Origin of the sequence: Capnocytophaga sp. oral taxon 902 (assembly GCF_013394735.1) — a bacterium.
Lineage (GTDB): Bacteria > Bacteroidota > Bacteroidia > Flavobacteriales > Flavobacteriaceae > Capnocytophaga > Capnocytophaga ochracea.
Window position 1 is genome coordinate 804,311 of the sequence record NZ_CP058261.1, and the last position, 22,272, is coordinate 826,582.

Consider the following 22,272-nt stretch of genomic DNA (forward strand, 5'->3'; position numbering starts at 1 on the left):
TTTTGAGCTACAAAGGTAATATTTTTATTTCTATTTACGTGCAGGAAAGTGAAAATATTTTTTACTCTCTCTTCTTATTATTAACGCAAATAGTTATTTATTAAGCAAATACAATAAAATATCACATCGTACAACAATGTTTTTTCCAATGTGAAAAATAAGAAATAGTTACAAATTAGTAAATTAACCAAAGGTTATTGTAACTTATGTATGAGTTCTTGTAAATGAGTATTTCTTCTGAAAGAATATTCTTTGCTGCTACGATTGAGGTATTTTATAATATCAGCGGTTTTCTGGAGGGTAGCTTTATCATCGAAAAAAAACAATAGTTCTGAGATGATTTCTAAGGTATCTTCACTATTTTTATAGGCTAAAAGTATTGTATCTGTAGGAGTATTGATGAAATAAGTAAGTGTGTGTGGAGTATATTTTTCGGCTAAGTAGTCCAAATATTTGAGTTGCTCTTCTTTTGCGGGCTTTTTGCTCAATAGTGCGGTGAGCTCTTCAAAGAAAAGGTCTATTTGCCGTTTGAGGTAATCTTTCTCTATCATAGGATTTAGGTGTTAGTTTTTAATCTTTAACTTTAGGGAAGGAGATGTTAATAATTGCCAATTTTATGTTGTATTATTATGGTACGAGCTACAAGCTAGCACCAGCGGAGAGAATATTCATAAATAATTGACAATTCAACTTTGCTAAAATTTGAAACTTTGGCAAAGTGTGCGACTCTTTCACGGCGCTAATCGCTCTAATTTCCAATCGTAGTCTTCAGTAAGAGTGTAACGCAGACGGTCGTGTAGACGATTAGGGCGTCCTTGCCAAAATTCAAGGCTTTGTGGTCGGACTAAGAAACCTCCCCAATGCTCAGGACGAGGTACTTCTTTGCCTTCGTATTGTTTTTCTAATGCGTGCAGGTGCTCTTCGAGGTATTCTCTTGAAGGGATTACTTCGCTTTGTGGCGATACTATTGCTCCTAACTGACTGCCCAAAGGGCGTGACTCAAAATAACCGTCGGAAATATTGGCAGGGACTTTTTCAGCAATACCTTTGATGATGATTTGCCTTTCGAGAGAGGGCCAGAAGAAAGATAAACACAAGTGAGGATTGGCGAGAATGGCTTTTCCTTTTTCGCTGTTGTAATTGGTGTAGAAAATAAAGCCTTCGTAAGTGTACTGTTTGAGGAGTACTACGCGGGTCTTTGGGTAACCATCGAGCCCTATGGTACTTACTGACATCGCATTAGCTTCGTCTACACTGTTGCTCTCATCGGCTTCGTAGAACCAGGTTTGAAAGAGCTGCATAGGATTCTCAGGAGCATCGCTTTCTAAAAGAGCACGCTTGTTGTACGTTTTTCGGTAATTGCTTAAATCCATTTGTTTAGGTAAAAGATAAAAAGTAAAAGGTAAAAGGTTGGCGGTGCAAAGATAAAAAATAATTAGCAAACTTGAAAATTAGAATGGGCACGAGCTACAAGCTCGCGCCAGCTGAGATTAACAAATTAGCAAATTTGAAAAATTACTGAATGTAAGAAAACAGGAGTTAAAGACATACATCTTTAACTCCTGTTTTCTATTTTCCTAATTTCTTCTATTTATTAATAGAAAGCACTTAGATTTTCTTTAATAGTGGCAGTGCTTTCTAATGATTTGAGAATACCTTGAGCAGCACGGTCGGTGCGGAGTTTCTCAACAGTTTCAGCATAGGTTTTGTAGTTGTCCAATGCAGGAGCTACAGTAGCTGAGGTAAGTTGGATTACGTATACCGCATTTTCGCCGTCGATAGGTTTAGAAAGCTGACCTTGTTTGAGTCCGAAGGCTGCACCTACTACTTTAGGTTCACGTCCTTCGCCTATGATAGTTGGGTTTTTCATTATGAGGTTGGCAGCGCTTTTCACTTCGGTTTTGTTAGCTGAAGCGATAGCTTCGAGGCTATTGCCTTTGGCTTTCTCTTTTAAGATAGCGGCTTTTTTCTCGCGAATGAGAATTGGTTTTACCATAGGAGCAGCATCTTGTACTGAGCTAATACCTTCTTCACCTTGTTTTACCAATTGGGCTACAATATAGTTACCACCACTGGTGAATTTCTTGATATCACCTATTTTAGTGTCCTTTTGGAACAACCATTGTACGATAGAACGGTTAGAGCCCAATCCTATGATTTGATCGTCGTTCTTATGTAGGTTATCGGCACGGAGCACTGAAAGTTCACTTTTTTTAGCAATATTAGCAAACTCTTTGGGGTTTTGAGCTGCCTTCATTTCGAAGTTGGTTACCTTAGAGAAAAGAGAGTTGATGGTCGCTTCGGAAGGGTCTACTTTACGGCTGATAGTAGCAATGTTCACTGCTTCGGCTTTATCAGTTACTTTTACTACGTGGAAACCAAAATCGGTTTCTACTAACCCAATAGTACCTACAGCATTGTTGAAAGCAAATTCTTCAAAAGGTTTTACCATAGCGCCTTTGGAGAAGAACCCGAGGTCGCCTGCACTGTAAACAGCTCCTGGTTCTTCAGAATTTTCACGAGCGAGTTGCGCAAAATCAGCACCTGCTGCTTTGGCTTGAGCTAAAAGCCCTTCGGCTTTTGCCTTAGCTTCTTCCTTAGTACGGGTAGTATTAGGCGTAGCTGCCTGACTGCCGGCGTAGGCTATAAGAATATGGCTTGCTTTCACAGCACCGCCTGGTTGTTTGGCAATCATACGGCTGAGTTTGAGACTTCCATCTTCTTCATAAGGACCGAACACTTTGCCTACCGGAAGGTTGAAAAGAGTATCGGCGTAAGAAGAACGAAGATTATCTTTATTTACAAAAATGCTATCGTAAGGCACATCGGAATGACGGTCTACGAAATCTTTGATGTTTTTTGTTTTAGCAAAGCCTGCAATAGTATCGTTTTTATTGGTTTTGCTGTTAAACACTACTTCGGGTTGCAAGAGCTTGAGTAGGCTTTCTTTTTCGGTTTCAATATCGGTTTGCGATGGTTTTTCGCTCACTACTATATACTGGATATTGCGATAAGCCTCTTGCTTAAATTGCTTTTCGTGTTTTTTGATATAATCTTGTATCTCGCTATCGGTTACCTTTACGCTTTTATCATCGATAGAGCTGTATTGCAACGCTACATAGCTGATATCGGCGAGGTCTTTTTCTTGATGGTATTCCATTTCGGCTTCGGTATTGGTAACGCCGAGACCTGCGCGGATAAGGCTGAAATACATTCGCTGTTTAGCATCTTCGATAATAGCATCTTCTTGCATTTTCCACTGAGCATAGGCTTGTGGATTGGTGTTTTTGAGGGTAGCCAAATAGTTGGTGAATTTATTTGCGTCGAACACTCCGTACTCATTCACAAACTGAGGGTTTTGAGCGAGCGGTGTTTTAGCAAGAATTGCTAAAATCTGGTCTTTTTCTACACTGAGACCTAATTTTTCGATTTGTTGGTTGAGTAGGATTTGTTGGACGTTTTGTTCCCAGACGTATTTAGCGGCTTCGATGCTAGATACTTGTCCGTTAGCTTGACGGGTAGCATTTTCGACTTGCTGACGGAATGCATCGATAGGTACCTCTTCGCCATTTACGCTACCTATTTCGTTGGGCGTATGGTTGCTAAAGCGCCCTTTACCTATGAAGTCGGAGATGATGAAAGCGAAGAGGGCGAGCCCAATAATCGCGATAAGGAATACGGTTTTACTTCTAATCTTTTCGAGTACTGCCATTGTTTATAAATCGTTTATAAAAGTATAAATTGTGAATCAGGTTGGATTAAGGAATGTTTAAATGTTTCATTAAAAGCCCCCGTTCCCCCAAAGGGGGACAAGCTACAAAGTACAACTCTCAATAAAACAATATGCCATTTTTTAACCCTTGATTCATTTATAAAATTGTTTGGTGTTATTAATCAAACGGCAAAAGTAATGCTTTTTGTGGAAATGCAAAAATAATTCTGAAAATTATTTAAGTAAAAGGTAAAAGGTAAAAGGTAAAAGGCTGTTGATTAAATGGTTAGTGGTTAATGGTTAATTGATAAATTAGAAAATTTGGGAATTAGAAAATGAGGTGCGAGTTACAAGATTAAACCAAAGGAGATTAACTTTGCCAAAGGTGCGAGCCGCACAGGCAGTCGTAGCAAGACAGGCTTTTAACTTTGCCAAAGTTTGAAACTTTGGCAAAGTGTATACCTCTAAAAGTGAGACATCTGAGTTTTCGGAAGGGAACGAAAAAGTTCGGAAGAAGGGAGGGAGGGATTTTGGAGAAAAAAGGGTGTAAGGAGGGTGGGTTTAGCTTATAGAGAGCTTATAGGAAGCTTATACGAATCTTGGACGATTGGTATAGAAAGGGTGTATAAGTAGTTGATTCATAACATAATATAGCGATGCAAAAAATGACAAAAAGAGGGTTTCGAGACGAAAGAAAAAGGAAGAGGTAATAGGCCTTAGGGCATAGGCAGTAGGGGGAGTGTGACGAAGAAGCGAAAGAAACCTCCCCCCTTTACACATACCCAGCTGTCGCTGGCTACCTCAATGAGGGGGAATGTGGCGAGTCATTTATTCGGTAAGCCCCCGAACCCCCGAAGGGGGACAAGCTGGAAAAGGTGACAAACCTCCCCCTTTACACATATCCAGCTATTGCTGGCTACCTCAGAGAGGGAAAAGGTAGTGACGGAAAAGGGAAGAAATGACGAGGGACGATTGACGAAGGTTATGTGAGAGCATAGCGTGACTGGTAATTTAATTAGCCTATTTGAAAATTAGAGAATTAGGAGATGTGTTTGTGAGTTCTGTTAAAAATATGTACTTTTGCCTCCTAAAAACATCAGAATAATGACTACCACTATCTACAAACACTTCTTTTTGGGTTTTCTCTTTTTAAGTCAGTTTGTCTTTGCACAAAAGGGATTGGAGGCGCTTATCATCAGTGATGGGGTACTGCTGAAATGCGACAACAGTAAGTTGCCCCGCGATGGAAGCATCGAACTGCCTCGCACTGTAAACAGAATTGCCAAAGAAGCCTTTAAAGATTGTCTTCCACTGAAATCTATCAGCATTGCGGGAACGGTAACTACTATTGAAGAGGGGGCTTTCTCGGGCTGTACTAACCTTACGAAAGTGGAAATATTACCTAATTCGGTAACCTATATAGGAGCTCGTGCTTTTGCGAATTGTACTAAACTGTTGATGATATATCTGCCTAATTCGGTTACTAATATAGGGGAAGAGGCGTTTAGAGGATGTTCTTCACTGAAAAAGATAGAGATTCCGGAAAATGTGAGTGAGCTGGGCAATCGGGCTTTTATGGATTGTTCGGGCTTGCAACAGGTGAATTTTCTCGGCGAAAAACTATCGGTGATTTCTTCACAACTCTTCTACCAATGCAAGCAGTTACAGAAGGCGGTGCTCCCTGAAAGCGTGAAGAATATAAGAAGTAGTGCTTTTGCGTACTGCGAAAACCTCTCTTCGGTAACATTTCCTAAGCAATTGGAGAGTATAGGTGATGATGCTTTTGAGTATTGCAGACGATTGATAAGCATTGATATCCCTGATAGTGTAGTGTTTTTAGGGGCAAGTGCTTTCAACAGTTGTAGCAGTTTGATGAAGGTGAAACTGCCTTACGGGTTACGCCATATCCTAAACGATACTTTTTTGGACTGTACGAGTCTTACTGCTGTTGTGATTCCGGATACGGTAGAGAAAATCAATATACAGGCTTTTAAGAATTGTAGTTCGCTAGTGCGGGTGCAGATGCCTTTGGCACTTACCAATATTTATTACGCGGCTTTCTACGGCTGTAAGAGTTTGCAATACATTGATTTACCTGATGAGGTAAAATATATAGGAGGTCTTGCTTTTGGTGAATGCCAGAATATACAAACGGTAGAACTACCCAAAGCGGTAACCGTAATTGCTTCGAAGGTATTTTACAACTGCACAAACCTCATAGAGGTAAAACTATCAAAGTTTACGACTTCAATAGGGGTGCAGGCGTTTTACGGTTGCGCGAATTTAAAAGAGCTGAATTTGCCGAACACCATAGAAAAAATAGATTTAGGAGCCTTTGAGAATAGTGGACTTATGGAATTACACAGTAAAGCTACAACACCTCCTATTATAAATAAAATAGGCTACCGCGGTAAAGTGGTAGTGCCACATAGGTCACTAAGTTTATACAGAGAAGCGGTAGGGTGGAAAGATTGTGCTTTGGAATAGTGGGAGGGAAAGGTAAAAGATAAAAGATAAAAGGTAAAAGATAAAAGGTAAAAGATAAAAGGTAAAAAATAATGACGTGGACGAGAAAGGTGAAGCCAGCGAGGGCTCACAGCTGGGTATGTGAGTAAAAGATAATGAGGTGGACGGGAATGGTAAAAGATAGGAGATAATAAGGTGAGAGGTAAAAGAATTAGGTAGGGAAGAATAAATATTAAAAAAATAATGTGAAAAGTTTGGCGGATTGAAAAATTCGCCGTACTTTTGCCACCCAAAAGCGCACATAAATAGGCGTAATATTACTCACTTATAACACTAATAAGTTATGATTCAATACATTAAAGAGTCTTATGAAGAGCTAACGAACCACGTTACTTGGCCTACTATTTCGGACGCACAGAGAGAAATGGTGGTAGTAGTGGTGTTTTCCATCTTATTTTCATTAGTAATTTGGGGAATGGATTCTTCATTTGAATACCTTATAGGTAAGTATTTTGAATTTATGAAATAAAAACAGCGAGGATGTCTGGATTAATAGAAAAAAAATGGTATGTAATTAAAACCGTTACCGGTCAGGAGAACAAAATAAAGAACTACATAGAGAACGAGACCTCACGATTGGGGTATGCGGACTATGTGGAAGAAGTATTAGTGCCTACTGAAAAGGTGGTTCAGGTGCGCAATGGCAAGAAGACCACTAAGGATAGGGTTCATATGCCCGGTTATGTAATGGTAAAAGTTCACTTAGCTGGCGAGGTAGTGCATATCATTAAGTCTATCCCAGGAGTAGTAGGTTTTTTGAGTGAAACCAAAGGAGGTGACCCACTACCCTTGCGCAAAGCTGATGTAAGCCGTATGCTCGGTCAGGTAGATGAATTGGCTGAGACGGTAGAGACGGTAGCGATTCCGTTTGAAGTAGGTGAAATGGTGAAACTTATAGATGGGCCTTTCAATGGCTTTAATGCTACCATAGAGCGCGTGAATGAAGAGAAGCGCAAACTTGAAGTGATGGTAAAAATCTTTGGGCGCAAAACGCCATTAGAGCTAAGCTACACCCAAGTAGAGAAATTGTAACAAAGCCCTCATAAAAGAGGCATTTAAATAAATTATTAATTATAAACAATGGCAAAAGAAGTTAGTAAAGTAGTTAAACTACAAGCTCGGGGAGGTCAAGCGAATCCTTCGCCACCAATTGGACCCGCATTAGGTGCTGCCGGTGTTAATATTATGGAGTTCTGCAAGCAGTTCAACGCACGTACGCAGGACAAACAAGGGAAAGTACTTCCTGTGGTTATCACCGTTTACAAAGACAAGTCATTCGACTTTGTTATCAAGACTGCGCCTGCTGCTGTTCAGCTGTTGGAAGCCGCTAAGGTTAAAGGAGGTTCCGGAGAGCCAAACCGTAAGAAAGTAGCAAGTATCACTTGGGAACAAGTGAGAGCAATTGCAGAAGACAAAATGCCGGATTTGAGTGCATTTACAATTGAATCTGCAATGAGTATGGTTGCTGGTACGGCACGTTCAATGGGTATTACAGTAACTGGAGAAAAACCTTTTTAATCGCAAAGCAATATGGCAAAATTAACAAAGAAACACAAAGAAGCTCTTGCAAAAGTTGATAGAAACAAACTCTATTCATTAAAAGAGGCTTCAGCATTACTCAAAGAAATCACTTACACTAAATTTGATGCTTCTGTGGACATTGCAGTGCGTTTAGGGGTAGACCCACGTAAAGCAAACCAAATGGTGCGAGGCGTAGTTACGCTTCCTCACGGAACAGGTAAAGACGTGCGAGTGCTTGCCTTAGTAACTCCAGAGAAAGAAGCAGAAGCTAAAGCTGCTGGAGCTGACTATGTAGGGCTTGATGAATATCTACAAAAGATAAAAGATGGTTGGACAGATGTAGACGTAATCGTTACTATGCCAGCAGTAATGGGTAAGTTAGGTCCTTTAGGACGAGTATTGGGTCCTCGAGGCTTGATGCCAAACCCTAAAACTGGTACTGTTACTATGGAAATCGGGAAAGCTGTACAAGAAGTAAAGTCTGGTAAAATCGACTTCCGTGTAGACAAAACAGGTATCGTTCACGCCTCTATCGGTAAAATATCCTTCACTGCCGATAAGATTGTAGACAACGCCAATGAGTTAATTCAAACATTAATAAAGATGAAACCTACTGCCGCTAAGGGTGCGTATATGAAATCGATTTATCTTTCATCTACTATGAGCCCAAGTATTGCAGTAGATACTAAAACAGTTTAATTTGTAGTTAAAAACCAAAATTATGACAAGAGAAGAAAAATCATTAGTAATAGATAATTTAACTGCACAGTTAGCTGAGAGTAATGTTATTTATGTAACAGATTTAACTGGTTTGAATGCTCAGGACACAAGCGCATTGCGTCGTGCTTGTTTCAAAGCAAATATCAAATTGGCAGTTGTAAAGAACACTTTGCTTGCCAAAGCAATGGAAGTTTCAGAAAAAGAGTTTGGTGAATTGCCAACTATTCTTAAAGGAAATACCTCATTGATGTATGCTGAAGTAGGGAACGCTCCTGCTAAGCTCATTAAAGAGTTCCGCAAGAAATCAGAGAAACCTATCTTGAAAGGGGCATATGTAGATGCAGCTGTATTTATCGGCGACAATCAATTAGACGCCTTATCAGCTCTCAAATCTAAGAACGAAGTTATTGGTGAAATCATTGGCTTGCTCCAATCACCTGCCAAGAACGTTGTTTCAGCTCTTAAATCAGGAGGAGGTAAATTGGCTGGTATCATCAAGACCTTATCTGAAAAATAAAACTAAACGCACAAAATTATTTTTAAACAATTAAACAAAAACGATAGAAAAATGGCAGATTTAAAAAAATTCGCAGAACAATTAGTAAACTTAACCGTTAAAGAAGTAAACGAGCTTGCACAAATCTTGAAAGATGAGTACGGCATTGAGCCAGCAGCTGCAGCAGTAGCAGTAGCAGCTGGAGGTGCAGTAGCCGGAGGTGCAGCAGAAGCTGGTGCTGAAAAAACAGAATTTGATGTATTCTTGAAATCAGCAGGTGCTAACAAATTAGCGGTTGTTAAATTAGTAAAAGACTTAACTGGTCTTGGACTAAAAGAAGCTAAAGAAGTAGTAGACGGCGCTCCTTCAAAAGTAAAAGAAGGTGTTTCTAAAGAAGAAGCTGAAGGGCTTAAAAAATCTTTAGAAGAAGCTGGTGCAGAAGTAGAATTGAAATAATTTTACTTATAAACCCTATAAGGTTTAGGTCTTTTTCAGTAGGAATTAGACCTAAACCATTTTGTAATTTAAATAATAGGCTATGGAAACTCTATTGAATACAGAAATAGATGACCGTAAACATTCTTTTGAAAAAGAAGATTTTTACTATCAATTAACACCTGATGAGCTAAAGAGTTTAGCGATTGCAGAAGAGCAATCAAAATTAGGAATGATAATGAGTAGTGAAGAAGTACGGAAAGAAGTACGGGAAAGATATGCGAGTAAGTTGGGTAATAGAGGCTAAAAGAAAATATTACGATGCTCTCGACTATTGGGAGAAACACAATGGTTCTTTTGATTATTCATTTAAGATAATACAAGCTGTTGAAGCCTTAGAAGATGAGTTAGTTGAAAACCCTTATTTTTTAGCAGTTTATAGTGAAATTAAGGATTTATATAGAAAATATTTCCTAAATAAAAGGTTTGTAATTTATTATAAAGTATACAAAGAACTTAATGTAATAGAAATAAGAGATTTTAGAAGTAATTATCAAGAACCTTTATTTTAGTAACTTACTTAAAAAAACAACAATACAACAACGATATTATGGCAAGAGATTTGTGCCATATCAACTTTAAAAAAGTTTAGGACTTTAACAAAGTCTTAACTATGACAAACTCACGACTAACAACTTACTACTAACGATTAAACAATAATATTAAAGTAAAGAAAATGCTTACGAATCAAACCGCAAGAGTGAATTTTGCTTCCGTGAAACACGTTCCTGAATATCCTGACTTCTTGGATATTCAAATCAAATCGTTTCAAGAGTTCTTTCAGATGGAGACCAAATCGGAAGACCGAGTGCACGAGGGATTGTATCATACCTTTAAAGAGAACTTTCCTATATCGGACACTCGCAACCAATTCGTATTGGAGTTTCTCGACTATTTCGTAGACCCTCCTCGCTACACTATCCAAGAATGTATAGAACGCGGTCTTACCTATAGTGTGCCTCTGAAAGCCCGATTAAAGCTTTATTGTACTGACCCCGAGCACGAAGATTTTGAAACTATCGTACAAGACGTTTATTTGGGCACAATCCCTTATATGACGGCAAGCGGAACATTCGTTATCAACGGAGCTGAGCGTGTAGTAGTATCGCAGTTACACCGTTCACCAGGGGTATTCTTCGGTCAGTCGTTTCACGCTAATGGTACTAAACTCTACTCTGCACGTATTATTCCTTTCAAAGGTTCGTGGATTGAGTTTGCTACCGATATCAACAACGTGATGTATGCCTATATCGACCGTAAGAAGAAACTCCCTGTTACAACACTCTTCCGTGCGATTGGGTTTGAACGCGATAAAGATATATTGGAAATATTCGACCTTGCAGAAGAAATAAAGGTTTCTAAAACAGGGCTTAAAAAATACATCGGTCGTCGTTTGGCTGCCCGTGTGCTCAATACTTGGCACGAAGACTTCGTAGACGAAGATACCGGAGAGGTAGTATCTATTGAGCGTAATGAGATTATCCTCGACCGCGATACTGTACTCGATGAAGATAACATTCAAGAAATCTTAGAAGCTGATGTAAAGACCATTCTTCTTCACAAAGAAGATAGTCAGGCTACCGACTATACCATTATCCACAATACTTTACAAAAAGACCCTACCAACTCTGAGAAAGAAGCAGTAGAACACATTTACCGACAGTTGCGTAATGCTGAACCGCCCGATGAGGAAACTGCTCGCGGTATTATCGACAAGCTATTCTTCTCAGACCAACGTTACAACTTGGGAGACGTAGGGCGTTACCGTATCAACAAAAAATTGGGATTGGATACCCCTATGGAAAAGCAAGTGCTTACCAAAGAGGATATCATTACCATTGTAAAATACTTGATTGAGCTCATCAACTCTAAAGCAGAGGTAGATGATATCGACCACTTGTCTAACCGCCGTGTGCGTACGGTAGGAGAGCAATTGGCAGCTCAATTTGGCGTAGGTCTTTCTCGTATGTCGCGCACTATTCGCGAACGTATGAACGTACGTGACAACGAGGTATTTACTCCTATCGATTTAATCAATGCGAAGACCCTTTCGTCTGTGATTAACTCGTTCTTTGGTACAAACCAATTATCTCAGTTTATGGATCAAACGAATCCATTGGCTGAGATTACCCACAAACGCCGTTTGTCTGCCTTAGGACCTGGAGGTTTGTCGCGTGAGCGTGCGGGCTTCGAGGTGCGAGACGTACACTATACTCACTACGGACGCTTGTGTCCTATTGAAACCCCAGAAGGGCCAAATATCGGTTTGATATCTTCGTTGGCGGTATTCTCGAAGGTAAACGGTATGGGCTTTATAGAAACGCCTTACCACAAAGTTACTAATGGGAAGGTAGATCTTAAAGATATGACCTACCTGACTGCCGAAGACGAAGAAGGACTCAAAATTGGTATGGCTAATATCGCATTAGACGATAAAGCTAATATCATTGAGGAAAAAGTGGTTGTAAAAGAAGATGGTGACTTCCCTGTAATTGAACCTAACGAAGTACAATATATAGACGTGGCGCCTAACCAAATCGCTTCTATTTCGGCTTCCCTTATTCCGTTCTTGGAACACGACGACGCGAACCGTGCGTTGATGGGCTCGAATATGATGCGTCAGGCAGTACCTTTGTTAAGACCTGAAGCACCTATTGTAGGAACAGGTTTGGAACGCCGTGTAGCTTCGGATGCCCGTGTGCTTATGAATGCAGAGGGTGATGGTACAGTTGATTATGTAGATGCTGATAAAATCATTATCACTTATGACCGCACTGATGAACAAAAATTAGTGAGCTTTGATGCTGATGAAACAGTATATAACCTTATCAAATTCCAAAAAACAAACCAAGGCACTTGTATCAACCTAAAACCGATAGTTGAAAAAGGTGAGAGAGTGAAAAAAGGTCAGGTGTTGTGTGAAGGTTATGCTACTGAAAACGGAGAGTTAGCACTCGGTCGTAATATGAAGGTAGCGTTTATGCCTTGGAAAGGTTATAACTTTGAGGACGCGATTGTGATTTCGGAACGCGCTGTACGTGAGGATTTATTCACTTCTATCCACATTGATGAATACGCTTTGGAAGTGCGTGATACTAAATTGGGAGCCGAAGAGCTTACCAATGATATCCCTAACGTATCGGAAGATGCAACCAAAGATTTGGACGAATACGGTATGATTCGCATTGGAGCAGAAGTACGCCCAGGAGATATTCTTATCGGTAAGATTACTCCTAAAGGAGAATCAGACCCTACCCCTGAAGAGAAACTCCTCCGTGCTATCTTTGGTGATAAAGCGGGTGATGTGAAAGACGCTTCTCTAAAAGCTTCACCTTCACTTTACGGGGTGGTTATCGACAAGAAATTGTTCTCACGTGCGGTAAAAGACAAACGCAAACGCAGTAAAGATAAAGAAGACGTAGCACAATTAGAAGCTGATTACAACGCTAAGTTTGAAGCTCTTCGCTCTAAATTATTGGAAAAACTATACAGTTTGGTAGCTGAAAAGACTTCGGAAGGAGTAGTGAACGACCTCGGTGAAGAAATTGTGCCTAAAGGTAAGAAATATACTAAGAAAGTGCTTGAAGGCATTGAGGATTATGCTCACCTTACTTCTGCAGGTTGGACTGACGATAAGCACATCAACGGTCTTATAGACGACCTTTTGCACAACTATCGCATTCGTGAAAATGACCTACAAGGAGGATTACGTCGCGATAAATTTACCATTGCTGTGGGTGACGAATTACCTGCAGGTATCCTAAAATTAGCTAAAATTTACGTAGCTAAGAAACGTAAACTAAAAGTAGGAGATAAGATGGCAGGTCGTCACGGTAACAAGGGTATCGTAGCACGTATCGTTCGCGATGAGGATATGCCATTCCTTGAAGACGGAACTCCGGTAGACATCGTGTTGAACCCACTTGGGGTACCTTCACGTATGAACATCGGTCAGATATACGAAACTGTATTGGGTTGGGCAGGACAAAAGCTCGGCAAGAAGTTTGCAACTCCTATCTTCGATGGAGCATCGCTTGAGCAAATTAATGAGCTTACCGATGAAGCAGGCGTACCGCGTTTCGGTCATACTTACCTATACGATGGTGGTACTGGTGAACGTTTCGACCAAAAAGCCACTGTAGGGGTAATTTATATGATTAAGCTCGGACATATGATTGACGATAAGATGCACGCGCGTTCTATCGGTCCGTACTCACTTATCACCCAACAGCCATTGGGAGGTAAAGCCCAATTTGGTGGACAGCGTTTTGGAGAGATGGAGGTATGGGCATTGGAGGCTTATGGAGCTTCTAGTACCTTACGTGAAATCTTAACTGTAAAATCCGATGACGTAGTAGGTCGTGCCAAAACTTACGAAGCGATTGTAAAAGGTGAGACAATGCCAGAACCAGGCTTACCAGAATCGTTCAACGTATTGATGCACGAGCTTAAAGGTCTTGGATTGGATATTAGACTTGAAGAATAATGATTAATTATTAATGGTTAATAATTAATTGTTGAAATTATAATAAAATTCCAAACTATTGAATGTTCAGTAGTTTGGAATTTTTGTTTTTATATAGGAGTTAGACAGCAAATGGTAGATTATTTACTAGAAATTTAATCCTTTTAAGGCGTCTAATAGTATTTCTACTCTTTGTTTGCAACTCTCGAAGAAAGCATCACTCTTTACAATATCTCTCTCCCAATGTTCAATGGTTAGATTGCTGATGTTTTCATAAAAAGGATACCATTCTGTTTCACGAATAGGAATTCCTTTTTCTTGCAAACGTTGGTGCAAGGTTATTTTATTTTCTTCTGAAAGTTGATACTTTTTGGGGTCATTATATACTCCGTAGTAATAACCTCCTTCTTCAAAATCGAAGCTTATATTTACTTTGTCTTCCCATTCTTTACAACTAAGATAAAAGCTTATATGTGATTCGTGAGCTTCCTCGTAATGGTATTCTAATTCTCTGTCCTTAGCAAAGGTGTCCATTTTAGGGTTAAAATGTGTTTGGGCTAAGTAATTAAATACTTTGGGATAGTTCAGAAAAATGCTTTGTACAGCTTCTAAGTTGCCAAAATCACCTAAAGTTTTTACTATTTCTTCTTGATTTTTGGTGTTCATATCTTGATTTGTGAGTGTTTTTAAATGGTTACTGTACTGAATGAGGGTTTCACGTACTATGGGCAAGCGAGTTGATAGGGTAATACATTGGTCTAACCACTTGATAATAGTATCAGAATAAGAAATGGGTAGGTAGTTCACCCCCTCACCGCTTTGCTCTGAAGCCTTATCTCCCAAGAGTGTAAGATAATAAATCTTATACGCCTTATACTGTTTTTGAGAGTATTGGTTGTAGCGTTTTAATTGTTCGCGTTGGTCAGGTGCGTAGATTTTATTTTCTATGATAAGAGCATTCTTTTGGTCGTCTTCTATGAGGATATCTATACGTCCGTTATCGGTAGTATATTCGGTATAAGCAGTTGCTGTTGAGGGATTGAATGTAGTGGGTATAGAATCTTTGTCGATTAGATTTAAAAAAGCTTCAAGGAAGGATGATTTTAGTGAATGAGAGCCCTTGGGGTTTAGCAATTCGGCAATAATGGCAGAATGGGTATTTTCATAATGATTTACCCCACAGATGCGAAACATATTAAAGCGCCCTCCCGTAGCGTCCAAAAGTTCGTTGTTCTTTTGGGTGATAGTAGCGACTTGCTGTAATAGATTTTTTAGTTCTTTCATCATTATTCCTTTTGGGATACAAAATTAGGAAATTAAAATCAAAATATTGTTTTTCGCTGAAAAAAATGTATATTTGCGCGTTTTCTTTCTAAAAAGAATTATTATGCAACAACTTACTTACATCACTGACGATAATACAGAATATCAACCCTGATTACTTTTTGGGACACTTGGTGAATATAAGGCTCAATGATAACTATTGTCTTAGCTTAGAAACTATTAGCGGATAACGAATATATTTTATAATGATTAGCTATATGCAAAAAAACATACAAGGTTAAGATAATAGTCGGCAGTACAACTCTCTTTGAGTTGATTTTAGAGGAGAGTATGAAATCAATAAAAATATTTAAAATGATACGTAACAAAACACTTATTTTCTTTTTACTCATATTATCTGCTTGTGGCAAACAAGCAGGAGAAGATGAACAGCAGAAGCATCGTAGGTAAACTGTAAAAGGATAACAAACATTTAAATAACAACCGACTATGAAAAAGTTCATAACATTAGTAGCAGCATTTGCCCTTGTGGCTTGCGGAAAGGACAGCAACGGAGGCGGCGGAGAGGATCCGATCGACCCCAGCGTAGTGTACAAAACTTCGGGCGACCTTTTCGGAAAGAACTATGTGGCAAAGGGGACCGTTTTTACGCGAAGGGTAGACAAAGAGATGCCTCTCGCGCCCAATTCAGCAGCGATTGCAGCCAAAATGAAATCGCTGGCAACCAATCCTTATGGGGTGATCACCACTATTACTCGTCAGCACTATAATTACACCATAATTATAGTAGATAGTAATGATAAGAACCAGCATTATGCTAATTTTATCCCCGAAGGACACCGTGAGCGAGACGATGCTGACCTCTATAAATACACGGGAGGGCGTCAGCCTATCGTGCACGATGCCAAGCCTGCCGCTGGGAACGATGCGCATATGGCGGTGTACGACGTGGCAACAGGAGTGATGCGTCAGTACTTCGGAGTAACGTATGTGAACAGCGGTGAGTACAAATTTAAAGGCTCGGGCTACTTCATTGCAAAGCCAGGCCTGCGAGGGCTCGCTAAGGACAACTATTGGATGCGCCTTACCAAAGGCGGTAGCTCGGTAGTGGGAATGCTCAATCCGCTGTCGCAGATCGGTATCGAGGAAGTGAGGGCAGGGGAGATCAATCACGCCCTATCGTTCACCATAGCGCACGCCCGTAAAGGCTTTTCGTGGCCTGCGAAGGCTGGCGATGGCGATCTGGACGATGCCGATGCCCCAATGGAAGGGCAATGGTGCCGTATCGACCCGAAAGTGGACTTGGATAAACTCGGATTGGGTCCTATGACCCTGATGATTGCCAAGGCGGTGCAGAAATATGGGGCTTATGCCGCTGATAAGAACGCATTTTGCCACACTTTCACCACCGAGCACGGCATTTATGAGCTTGCGATCCACGGGTTAGACCCTTGGGAACACGATGGGGAGTTTGAGAAGAAGTACGGCAAGTTCGATAACATCAACGACTTCCCTTGGGAGCTCACACAATGGGCACCTGTTGACTGGGGGAAAAAATAAACGTAGGAATCTTTTGGAGCAAATCTTATTTGCCTACAAAGCGGAAGATACTCAAATATTGGCTGAAAAGTTTGATATTTCGGGAGAGTTTTTAGAAGAAATCTATGAAATGTTCGATTTTGTAGAAGATAAAAGCGTATTGCACCTTTTCCCAATAGAAGAAATGGATAAAAAAGAAGATCGTAGCACGACGGGCGGAGAAAATTAGCAAATTAGCAGATTGGAGAATGAGATAAATGCCAATAATACCAAATAATACCAATAATACCAGAAATAATCAACTTTGCCAAAGGTGCGAGCCGCACAGGCAGCCGTAGCACGGCAGGCGGGGAACAATTAGCAAATGGGGAAAGGTTGAGGAGTTCGGAAGGAAACGGAAAAGTTCGGAAGAAGGAAGGGAGAGTTTTTGGTGAAAAAAGGGTGTAAGGAGGGTGGGGTTAGCTTATAGAGAGCTTATAGGAAGCTTATACGAATCTTGGACGATTGGTATAGAAAGGGTGTATAAGTGATTGACTCATAGTATAATACAGCGATGCAAAAAATGGTAAAAACGGGGTTTCGAGGCGAAAGAAAGAGGAAGAGGCACTAGGCCTTAGGCCATAGGCACTAGGGGAAGTGTGACGGGGAAGCGAAAGAAACCTCCCCCTTCTCACATATTCCGCTTTCACGGGGCACATATCCAGCTATTGCTGGCTACCTTCAAAAAGGGAAACTGTGGCGACTCATTAATTCGGTAAGCCCCAAAATTCCCGAAGGGGACAAGCTGGAAAAGGAGACAAACCTCCCTCTTTACACATACTTTGCTTTCGCGGGGCACATACCCAGCTATTGCTGGCTACCTCAAAGAGAGGGAAGGTAGTGATGGATAAGGGAAGAAATGACGAATGACCAGGGACGAATGATGAAGGTAATACGGAGGAGATTTCAACTTTGAGAAAATCGTAGCACGACAAGCAAATTAGAAACTTTGGCAAAGGCTGTAGCAGAACAGACGTGCAGAAACTTTGAAAGTGTAAAAGTTTAAGACTTCGATAAATTTTATGCTACTAACTATCAACCTCTTAAAATATTCTTCTAAAAATATTACGAAAAAATAATTGCTATTTTAAAAAATAGTTGTACTTTTGCACGATATTTTGTAAATAGGCTTCGTGGGGAGACCTCTATGAAGCCCGATAAATTTATTATATTCACCATAAATAATATGGCAAGAGAAAAAAATACAGCTGTTCCTAAATTTGATAAGATTTCGATTGGTTTGGCCTCTCCTGAATCTATCTTAGCCGTTTCACGCGGTGAGGTTACTAAACCTGAAACTATCAACTATCGTACTCACAAACCTGAACGCGACGGGTTGTTTTGTGAGCGTATTTTTGGTCCTGTAAAGGACTATGAATGTGCTTGTGGTAAATACAAACGCATTCGTTATAAAGGCATCGTCTGCGACCGTTGTGGCGTGGAAGTAACCGAGAAAAAAGTACGCCGCGAAAGAGTAGGACATATCAACCTTGTGGTGCCTATCGCTCACATTTGGTATTTCCGCTCATTACCTAACAAAATAGGTTATTTGTTAGGGCTTCCTTCGAAAAAGTTGGATATGATCATCTACTACGAGCGCTATGTAGTTATCCAACCAGGTATTGCCAAAGGACCAGAAGGTGAAGATTTACAATACTTAGACTTCCTTTCAGAAGAAGAATATCTCGCTATTACTGAGAGTCTTCCTGCTGATAACCAATATTTAGAAGATACTGACCCTAATAAGTTTATCGCTAAAATGGGGGCTGAGTGCCTTCTTGAACTCTTAGAACGTTTGGATTTAGACGCACTTTCTTACGACTTGCGTCACAAAGCTAATAACGAAAGTTCTAAACAACGCAAAACTGAAGCTCTTAAACGCTTACAAGTGGTGGAGGCGTTCCGCGAATCTCAAAGAAACCGCGAGAACAAGCCTGAATGGATGATAATGAAGGTGATTCCTGTGATTCCGCCTGAATTGCGCCCGTTGGTACCGCTCGATGGGGGACGTTTTGCGACTTCCGACCTTAACGATCTTTACAGACGTGTGATTATTCGCAATAACCGTTTAAAACGATTGATGGAAATCAAAGCGCCTGATGTGATTTTGCGCAATGAGAAACGTATGCTTCAAGAGTCGGTAGATTCACTTTTCGACAACACACGTAAATCATCAGCTGTAAAAACAGAGTCTAATCGTCCGCTTAAATCACTTTCTGACTCATTGAAAGGTAAGCAAGGGCGCTTCCGTCAGAACCTCCTCGGTAAACGTGTAGACTATTCAGCACGTTCGGTAATTGTGGTAGGTCCTGAACTCAAAATGTACGAATGTGGTTTGCCAAAGAATATGGCAGCCGAACTCTATAAGCCGTTTGTAATACGTAAGCTCATCGAGCGCGGTATTGTGAAAACGGTGAAATCAGCTAAGAAAATCATTGACAAGAAAGAGCCCGTAGTATGGGATATCTTGGAGAATGTGATCAAAGGTCACCCTGTACTACTGAACCGTGCTCCTACTTTGCACCGTTTGGGTATTCAGGCATTCCAACCTAAGCTCATCGAAGGGAAAGCAATACAGTTGCACCCGCTTGTATGTACAGCGTTCAATGCCGACTTCGACGGTGACCAAATGGCGGTGCACTTGCCATTAGGTCCTGAGGCTATCTTAGAGGCACAACTCTTGATGTTGGCTTCACACAATATCCTCAACCCTGCGAATGGTTCGCCTATTACTGTACCTTCACAAGATATGGTCTTGGGGCTTTACTACATCACCAAAGGTCGTAAGTCTACCCCTGAACATCCTATTAAAGGGGAAGGCTCAGTTTTTTATTCAGCAGAAGAAGTGAATATCGCTTATAACGAAGGAAAGCTCAGCTTAAATGCTTTTATTAAAGTGAAAGTGCGTGACCTCGACGAAAATGGCAATGTGTATTATCCCGTAGTAGAAACTACCACTGGACGTGTGCTCTTCAATGAGCTTGTGCCTTTGGAAGTAGGCTACATCAACGAGGTACTTACCAAAAAATCATTGCGTGATATCATCGGTCGTATCCTCAAAGCTACCAGCATTCCTGTAACGGGAGACTTCCTTGACAAAATCAAGAATATGGGATACCGTTTTGCCTTTAAAGGCGGATTGTCGTTTAGTTTAGGGGATATCATCATTCCGCAAGAAAAAGCTGATATGATAGCCGAAGCTAACGGACTCGTAGATGGTATTATGATGAACTATAATATGGGGCTCATCACCAACAACGAACGTTATAATCAGGTGATTGACGTGTGGACATCTACCAATGCGCAACTTACTGAATTGGCGATGAAACGCATCAGTACAGACCAGCAAGGATTCAACTCAGTATATATGATGCTCGACTCGGGAGCGCGTGGTTCTAAGGAGCAAATTCGTCAGCTTACCGGTATGCGTGGTTTGATGGCAAAACCTAAGAAATCGAGCGTAGGGGGTGGTGAAATCATCGAGAACCCTATCTTGTCGAACTTTAAAGAAGGACTGTCTATCCTCGAATACTTTATCTCTACCCACGGTGCCCGTAAAGGTCTTGCCGATACCGCTTTGAAAACAGCCGACGCAGGTTACTTAACTCGTCGTTTGGTAGACGTATCGCAAGACGTAATCATCAACACCGAAGATTGTGGTACCTTGCGTGGAGTAGAAGTACGTGCCCTCAAAAAGAACGAGGAAGTAGTAGAAACTCTTGGCGAGCGCGTTTTAGGACGTGTGTCGCTTCACGATGTATACAATCCTCTCACTGAAGAACTTATTGTGGGTGCTGGTGAAGAAATTACTGAAAAAATAGTAGATAAAATAGAAGCCGCTCCTATCGATATGATAGAAGTACGCTCGGCACTTACCTGTGAAGCAAAACACGGTATTTGTGCAAAATGTTACGGTCGCAACCTTTCTACCGGACGTATGGTACAGAAAGGGGAAGCCGTAGGGGTAGTTGCTGCCCAGTCTATCGGTGAACCAGGTACCCAGCTTACCTTGCGTACCTTCCACGCAGGTGGGGTTGCAGGTAACGTATCAGAAGAAAATAAAACTGAAGCCCGTTTTGACGGTGTACTAGAAATAGAAGACTTACGCGTAGTTCGTGGTAAAGACAACGAACAAAACCCTGTGGACGTAGTAGTGCGTTCATCTGAGCTCCGCGTGCTTGACCCTACTACCAAAATGGTACTTCAAACACACGATATTCCTTATGGAGCGCACATCTTTGTAAAAGACAAAGAAGAAGTGAAAAAAGGAACTTTACTCTTCCAATGGGATCCCTATAATGCGGTAATCATCTCGGAATACTCTGGTAAAATCGCTTATGAAGATATCGAACAGGGAGTTACTTACCAAGTGGAAATAGACGAGCAAACAGGCTTCCAAGAAAAAGTGATTGTAGAATCGCGTAACAAGAAGCTGATTCCTACCTTGCTCATCACTGATAAGAATGGCGAAACGCTCCGCTCTTACAACTTACCTGTGGGTGCTCACATTATGGTGGACAACAACAGCAAGATTGAAGAAGGTAAGGTGCTCGTGAAAATACCGCGTAGCTCTGCCAAAGCTGGGGATATTACAGGAGGGCTTCCTCGTGTTACTGAGCTCTTCGAAGCACGTAACCCATCGAACCCTGCTATCGTTTCTGAAATTGACGGGGTAGTATCGTTCGGTAAAATCAAACGCGGTAATAAAGAGATAATCGTTACCTCACGCTCGGGCGAAGAACGCAAATATTTGGTGAAATTATCGAGCCAAATCTTGGTACAAGAAAACGACTTTGTACGTGCAGGTAAACCACTTTCTGACGGCTCTGTAACACCTGATGATATCTTGCGTATTAAAGGACCATCGGCAGTACAACAGTATTTAGTAAACGAAGTACAAGAGGTATACCGCTTACAAGGAGTGAAAATTAACGATAAACACTTTGAGGTTATCGTTCGCCAGATGATGCGTAAAGTGGAAATCCAAGATCCAGGTGATACTCTTTACCTCGAAGGTCAGTTAGTTCACAAAGACGACTTTATCGAGGAAAACGACCGCTTGTTTGGTAAGAAAGTAGTAGAAGACGCCGGAGACTCTGAAAACTTAAAAGCCGGACAAATAGTGAGCCTGCGTGAATTGCGCGATGAGAACTCACTACTCAAACGCTCCGATAAGAACTTGGTAATCGCCCGCGATGTGATTCCTGCTACTGCTATGCCAGTGCTACAAGGTATCACTCGTGCATCGTTGCAAACCAAATCGTTTATCTCAGCAGCTTCTTTCCAAGAAACTACGAAGGTATTAAATGAAGCAGCGGTAAGTGGTAAAGTAGACTTCCTCGACGGCTTGAAAGAAAATGTAATCGTAGGTCACCGTATACCAGCAGGTACCGGACTCAAAGAATACGAGAAAATCATCGTAGGCTCTAAGGCCGACTTAGAACCCGTGGTAGAAAAGAAAAAATCGAGATAGAC

The 22,272-nt window shown here is 40.9% G+C and carries 16 protein-coding genes and 1 pseudogene; 13 read left to right on the forward strand and 4 right to left on the reverse strand.

Going from position 1 to position 22,272, the window contains the following annotated elements; all coding sequences use genetic code 11:
* Positions 1-194: 194 nt before the first annotated feature.
* The 3 genes from HW278_RS03365 to HW278_RS03375 form a co-directional block, all read right to left on the reverse strand.
* The gene (locus HW278_RS03365; protein ID WP_009419251.1) at positions 195-551 is read right to left on the reverse strand and encodes a hypothetical protein; all 357 of its coding nucleotides are present in this window, start codon (positions 549-551) and stop codon (positions 195-197) included.
* Between the two features lie 180 nt (positions 552-731).
* Positions 732-1,373, reverse strand: coding sequence for a pyridoxamine 5'-phosphate oxidase (gene pdxH / locus HW278_RS03370; protein WP_034554117.1), 642 nt, complete (start codon positions 1,371-1,373; stop codon positions 732-734).
* Positions 1,374-1,594: 221 nt separating this feature from the next.
* Positions 1,595-3,712 (reverse strand): peptidylprolyl isomerase, encoded by a 2,118-nt coding sequence (locus tag HW278_RS03375; RefSeq protein WP_178976932.1) that lies wholly within the window; start codon positions 3,710-3,712, stop codon positions 1,595-1,597.
* 1,104 nt (positions 3,713-4,816) lie between these two features.
* Here HW278_RS03375 and HW278_RS03380 point away from each other — a divergent pair.
* The 10 genes from HW278_RS03380 (at position 4,817) to rpoB (ending at position 13,956) form a co-directional block, all read left to right on the forward strand.
* Complete coding sequence (locus tag HW278_RS03380) at positions 4,817-6,199, forward strand: leucine-rich repeat domain-containing protein (RefSeq protein WP_178976933.1); 1,383 nt, start codon at positions 4,817-4,819, stop codon at positions 6,197-6,199.
* A 322-nt stretch (positions 6,200-6,521) separates the two neighbouring features.
* Complete coding sequence (gene secE, locus HW278_RS03385; protein ID WP_002673667.1) at positions 6,522-6,707, forward strand: preprotein translocase subunit SecE; 186 nt, start codon at positions 6,522-6,524, stop codon at positions 6,705-6,707.
* An 11-nt stretch (positions 6,708-6,718) separates the two neighbouring features.
* Entirely contained in the window at positions 6,719-7,270 is a 552-nt protein-coding gene (gene nusG / locus HW278_RS03390; RefSeq protein ID WP_002673668.1) for a transcription termination/antitermination protein NusG, read from the forward strand.
* A gap of 48 nt (positions 7,271-7,318) precedes the next feature.
* Positions 7,319-7,756, forward strand: a complete 438-nt coding sequence (rplK, locus tag HW278_RS03395; protein ID WP_002673669.1) for a 50S ribosomal protein L11 — start codon at positions 7,319-7,321, stop codon at positions 7,754-7,756.
* Positions 7,757-7,768: 12 nt separating this feature from the next.
* On the forward strand, positions 7,769-8,458 hold the full coding sequence (gene rplA, locus HW278_RS03400; RefSeq protein WP_002673670.1) for a 50S ribosomal protein L1: 690 nt from the start codon (positions 7,769-7,771) through the stop codon (positions 8,456-8,458).
* Between the two features lie 22 nt (positions 8,459-8,480).
* Positions 8,481-8,996, forward strand: a complete 516-nt coding sequence (gene rplJ, locus HW278_RS03405; protein ID WP_002673671.1) for a 50S ribosomal protein L10 — start codon at positions 8,481-8,483, stop codon at positions 8,994-8,996.
* 51 nt (positions 8,997-9,047) lie between these two features.
* Entirely contained in the window at positions 9,048-9,431 is a 384-nt protein-coding gene (gene rplL, locus HW278_RS03410; protein WP_002673673.1) for a 50S ribosomal protein L7/L12, read from the forward strand.
* An 82-nt stretch (positions 9,432-9,513) separates the two neighbouring features.
* On the forward strand, positions 9,514-9,717 hold the full coding sequence (locus tag HW278_RS03415; RefSeq protein WP_009420760.1) for a hypothetical protein: 204 nt from the start codon (positions 9,514-9,516) through the stop codon (positions 9,715-9,717).
* On the forward strand, positions 9,689-9,982 hold the full coding sequence (locus tag HW278_RS03420; RefSeq protein ID WP_178976934.1) for a type II toxin-antitoxin system RelE/ParE family toxin: 294 nt from the start codon (positions 9,689-9,691) through the stop codon (positions 9,980-9,982). The genes HW278_RS03415 and HW278_RS03420 overlap by 29 nt, the downstream gene beginning before the upstream one ends.
* A gap of 164 nt (positions 9,983-10,146) precedes the next feature.
* Complete coding sequence (gene rpoB / locus HW278_RS03425; protein ID WP_009411590.1) at positions 10,147-13,956, forward strand: DNA-directed RNA polymerase subunit beta; 3,810 nt, start codon at positions 10,147-10,149, stop codon at positions 13,954-13,956.
* 126 nt (positions 13,957-14,082) lie between these two features.
* Here rpoB and HW278_RS03430 read toward each other — a convergent pair whose 3' ends face one another.
* Positions 14,083-15,222 carry a PD-(D/E)XK nuclease family protein gene (locus HW278_RS03430; protein WP_009420758.1) on the reverse strand — a complete coding sequence of 380 codons (1,140 nt, stop codon included), beginning with the start codon at positions 15,220-15,222 and terminating at the stop codon, positions 14,083-14,085.
* 486 nt (positions 15,223-15,708) lie between these two features.
* Here HW278_RS03430 and HW278_RS03435 point away from each other — a divergent pair, with 486 nt between their 5' ends.
* The 3 genes and pseudogenes from HW278_RS03435 to rpoC all read left to right on the forward strand — a co-directional run bounded on the left by HW278_RS03435 (position 15,709) and on the right by rpoC (position 22,270).
* Entirely contained in the window at positions 15,709-16,779 is a 1,071-nt protein-coding gene (locus HW278_RS03435; RefSeq protein ID WP_009420756.1) for a hypothetical protein, read from the forward strand.
* Positions 16,757-16,957 (forward strand): annotated as a pseudogene (locus tag HW278_RS03440) (hypothetical protein); the annotation flags it as partial. The gene HW278_RS03435 and the pseudogene HW278_RS03440, both read left to right, overlap by 23 nt.
* A gap of 1,026 nt (positions 16,958-17,983) precedes the next feature.
* Positions 17,984-22,270: a DNA-directed RNA polymerase subunit beta' gene (gene rpoC, locus HW278_RS03445; protein WP_178976936.1), complete on the forward strand. Its 4,287-nt coding sequence runs from the start codon at positions 17,984-17,986 to the stop codon at positions 22,268-22,270.
* The last annotated feature ends 2 nt before the right edge of the window (positions 22,271-22,272 follow it).

Bases quoted from the DNA above. Each gene is read 5' to 3' on its own strand.
- HW278_RS03365 (WP_009419251.1), bottom strand. From the start codon at position 551: ATGATAGAGAAAGATTACCTCAAACGGCAAATAGACCTTTTCTTTGAA.
- pdxH (WP_034554117.1), bottom strand. From the start codon at position 1,373: ATGGATTTAAGCAATTACCGAAAAACGTACAACAAGCGTGCTCTTTTA.
- HW278_RS03375 (WP_178976932.1), bottom strand. From the start codon at position 3,712: ATGGCAGTACTCGAAAAGATTAGAAGTAAAACCGTATTCCTTATCGCG.
- HW278_RS03380 (WP_178976933.1), top strand. From the start codon at position 4,817: ATGACTACCACTATCTACAAACACTTCTTTTTGGGTTTTCTCTTTTTA.
- secE (WP_002673667.1), top strand. From the start codon at position 6,522: ATGATTCAATACATTAAAGAGTCTTATGAAGAGCTAACGAACCACGTT.
- nusG (WP_002673668.1), top strand. From the start codon at position 6,719: ATGTCTGGATTAATAGAAAAAAAATGGTATGTAATTAAAACCGTTACC.
- rplK (WP_002673669.1), top strand. From the start codon at position 7,319: ATGGCAAAAGAAGTTAGTAAAGTAGTTAAACTACAAGCTCGGGGAGGT.
- rplA (WP_002673670.1), top strand. From the start codon at position 7,769: ATGGCAAAATTAACAAAGAAACACAAAGAAGCTCTTGCAAAAGTTGAT.
- rplJ (WP_002673671.1), top strand. From the start codon at position 8,481: ATGACAAGAGAAGAAAAATCATTAGTAATAGATAATTTAACTGCACAG.
- rplL (WP_002673673.1), top strand. From the start codon at position 9,048: ATGGCAGATTTAAAAAAATTCGCAGAACAATTAGTAAACTTAACCGTT.
- HW278_RS03415 (WP_009420760.1), top strand. From the start codon at position 9,514: ATGGAAACTCTATTGAATACAGAAATAGATGACCGTAAACATTCTTTT.
- HW278_RS03420 (WP_178976934.1), top strand. From the start codon at position 9,689: ATGCGAGTAAGTTGGGTAATAGAGGCTAAAAGAAAATATTACGATGCT.
- rpoB (WP_009411590.1), top strand. From the start codon at position 10,147: ATGCTTACGAATCAAACCGCAAGAGTGAATTTTGCTTCCGTGAAACAC.
- HW278_RS03430 (WP_009420758.1), bottom strand. From the start codon at position 15,222: ATGATGAAAGAACTAAAAAATCTATTACAGCAAGTCGCTACTATCACC.
- HW278_RS03435 (WP_009420756.1), top strand. From the start codon at position 15,709: ATGAAAAAGTTCATAACATTAGTAGCAGCATTTGCCCTTGTGGCTTGC.
- rpoC (WP_178976936.1), top strand. From the start codon at position 17,984: ATGGCAAGAGAAAAAAATACAGCTGTTCCTAAATTTGATAAGATTTCG.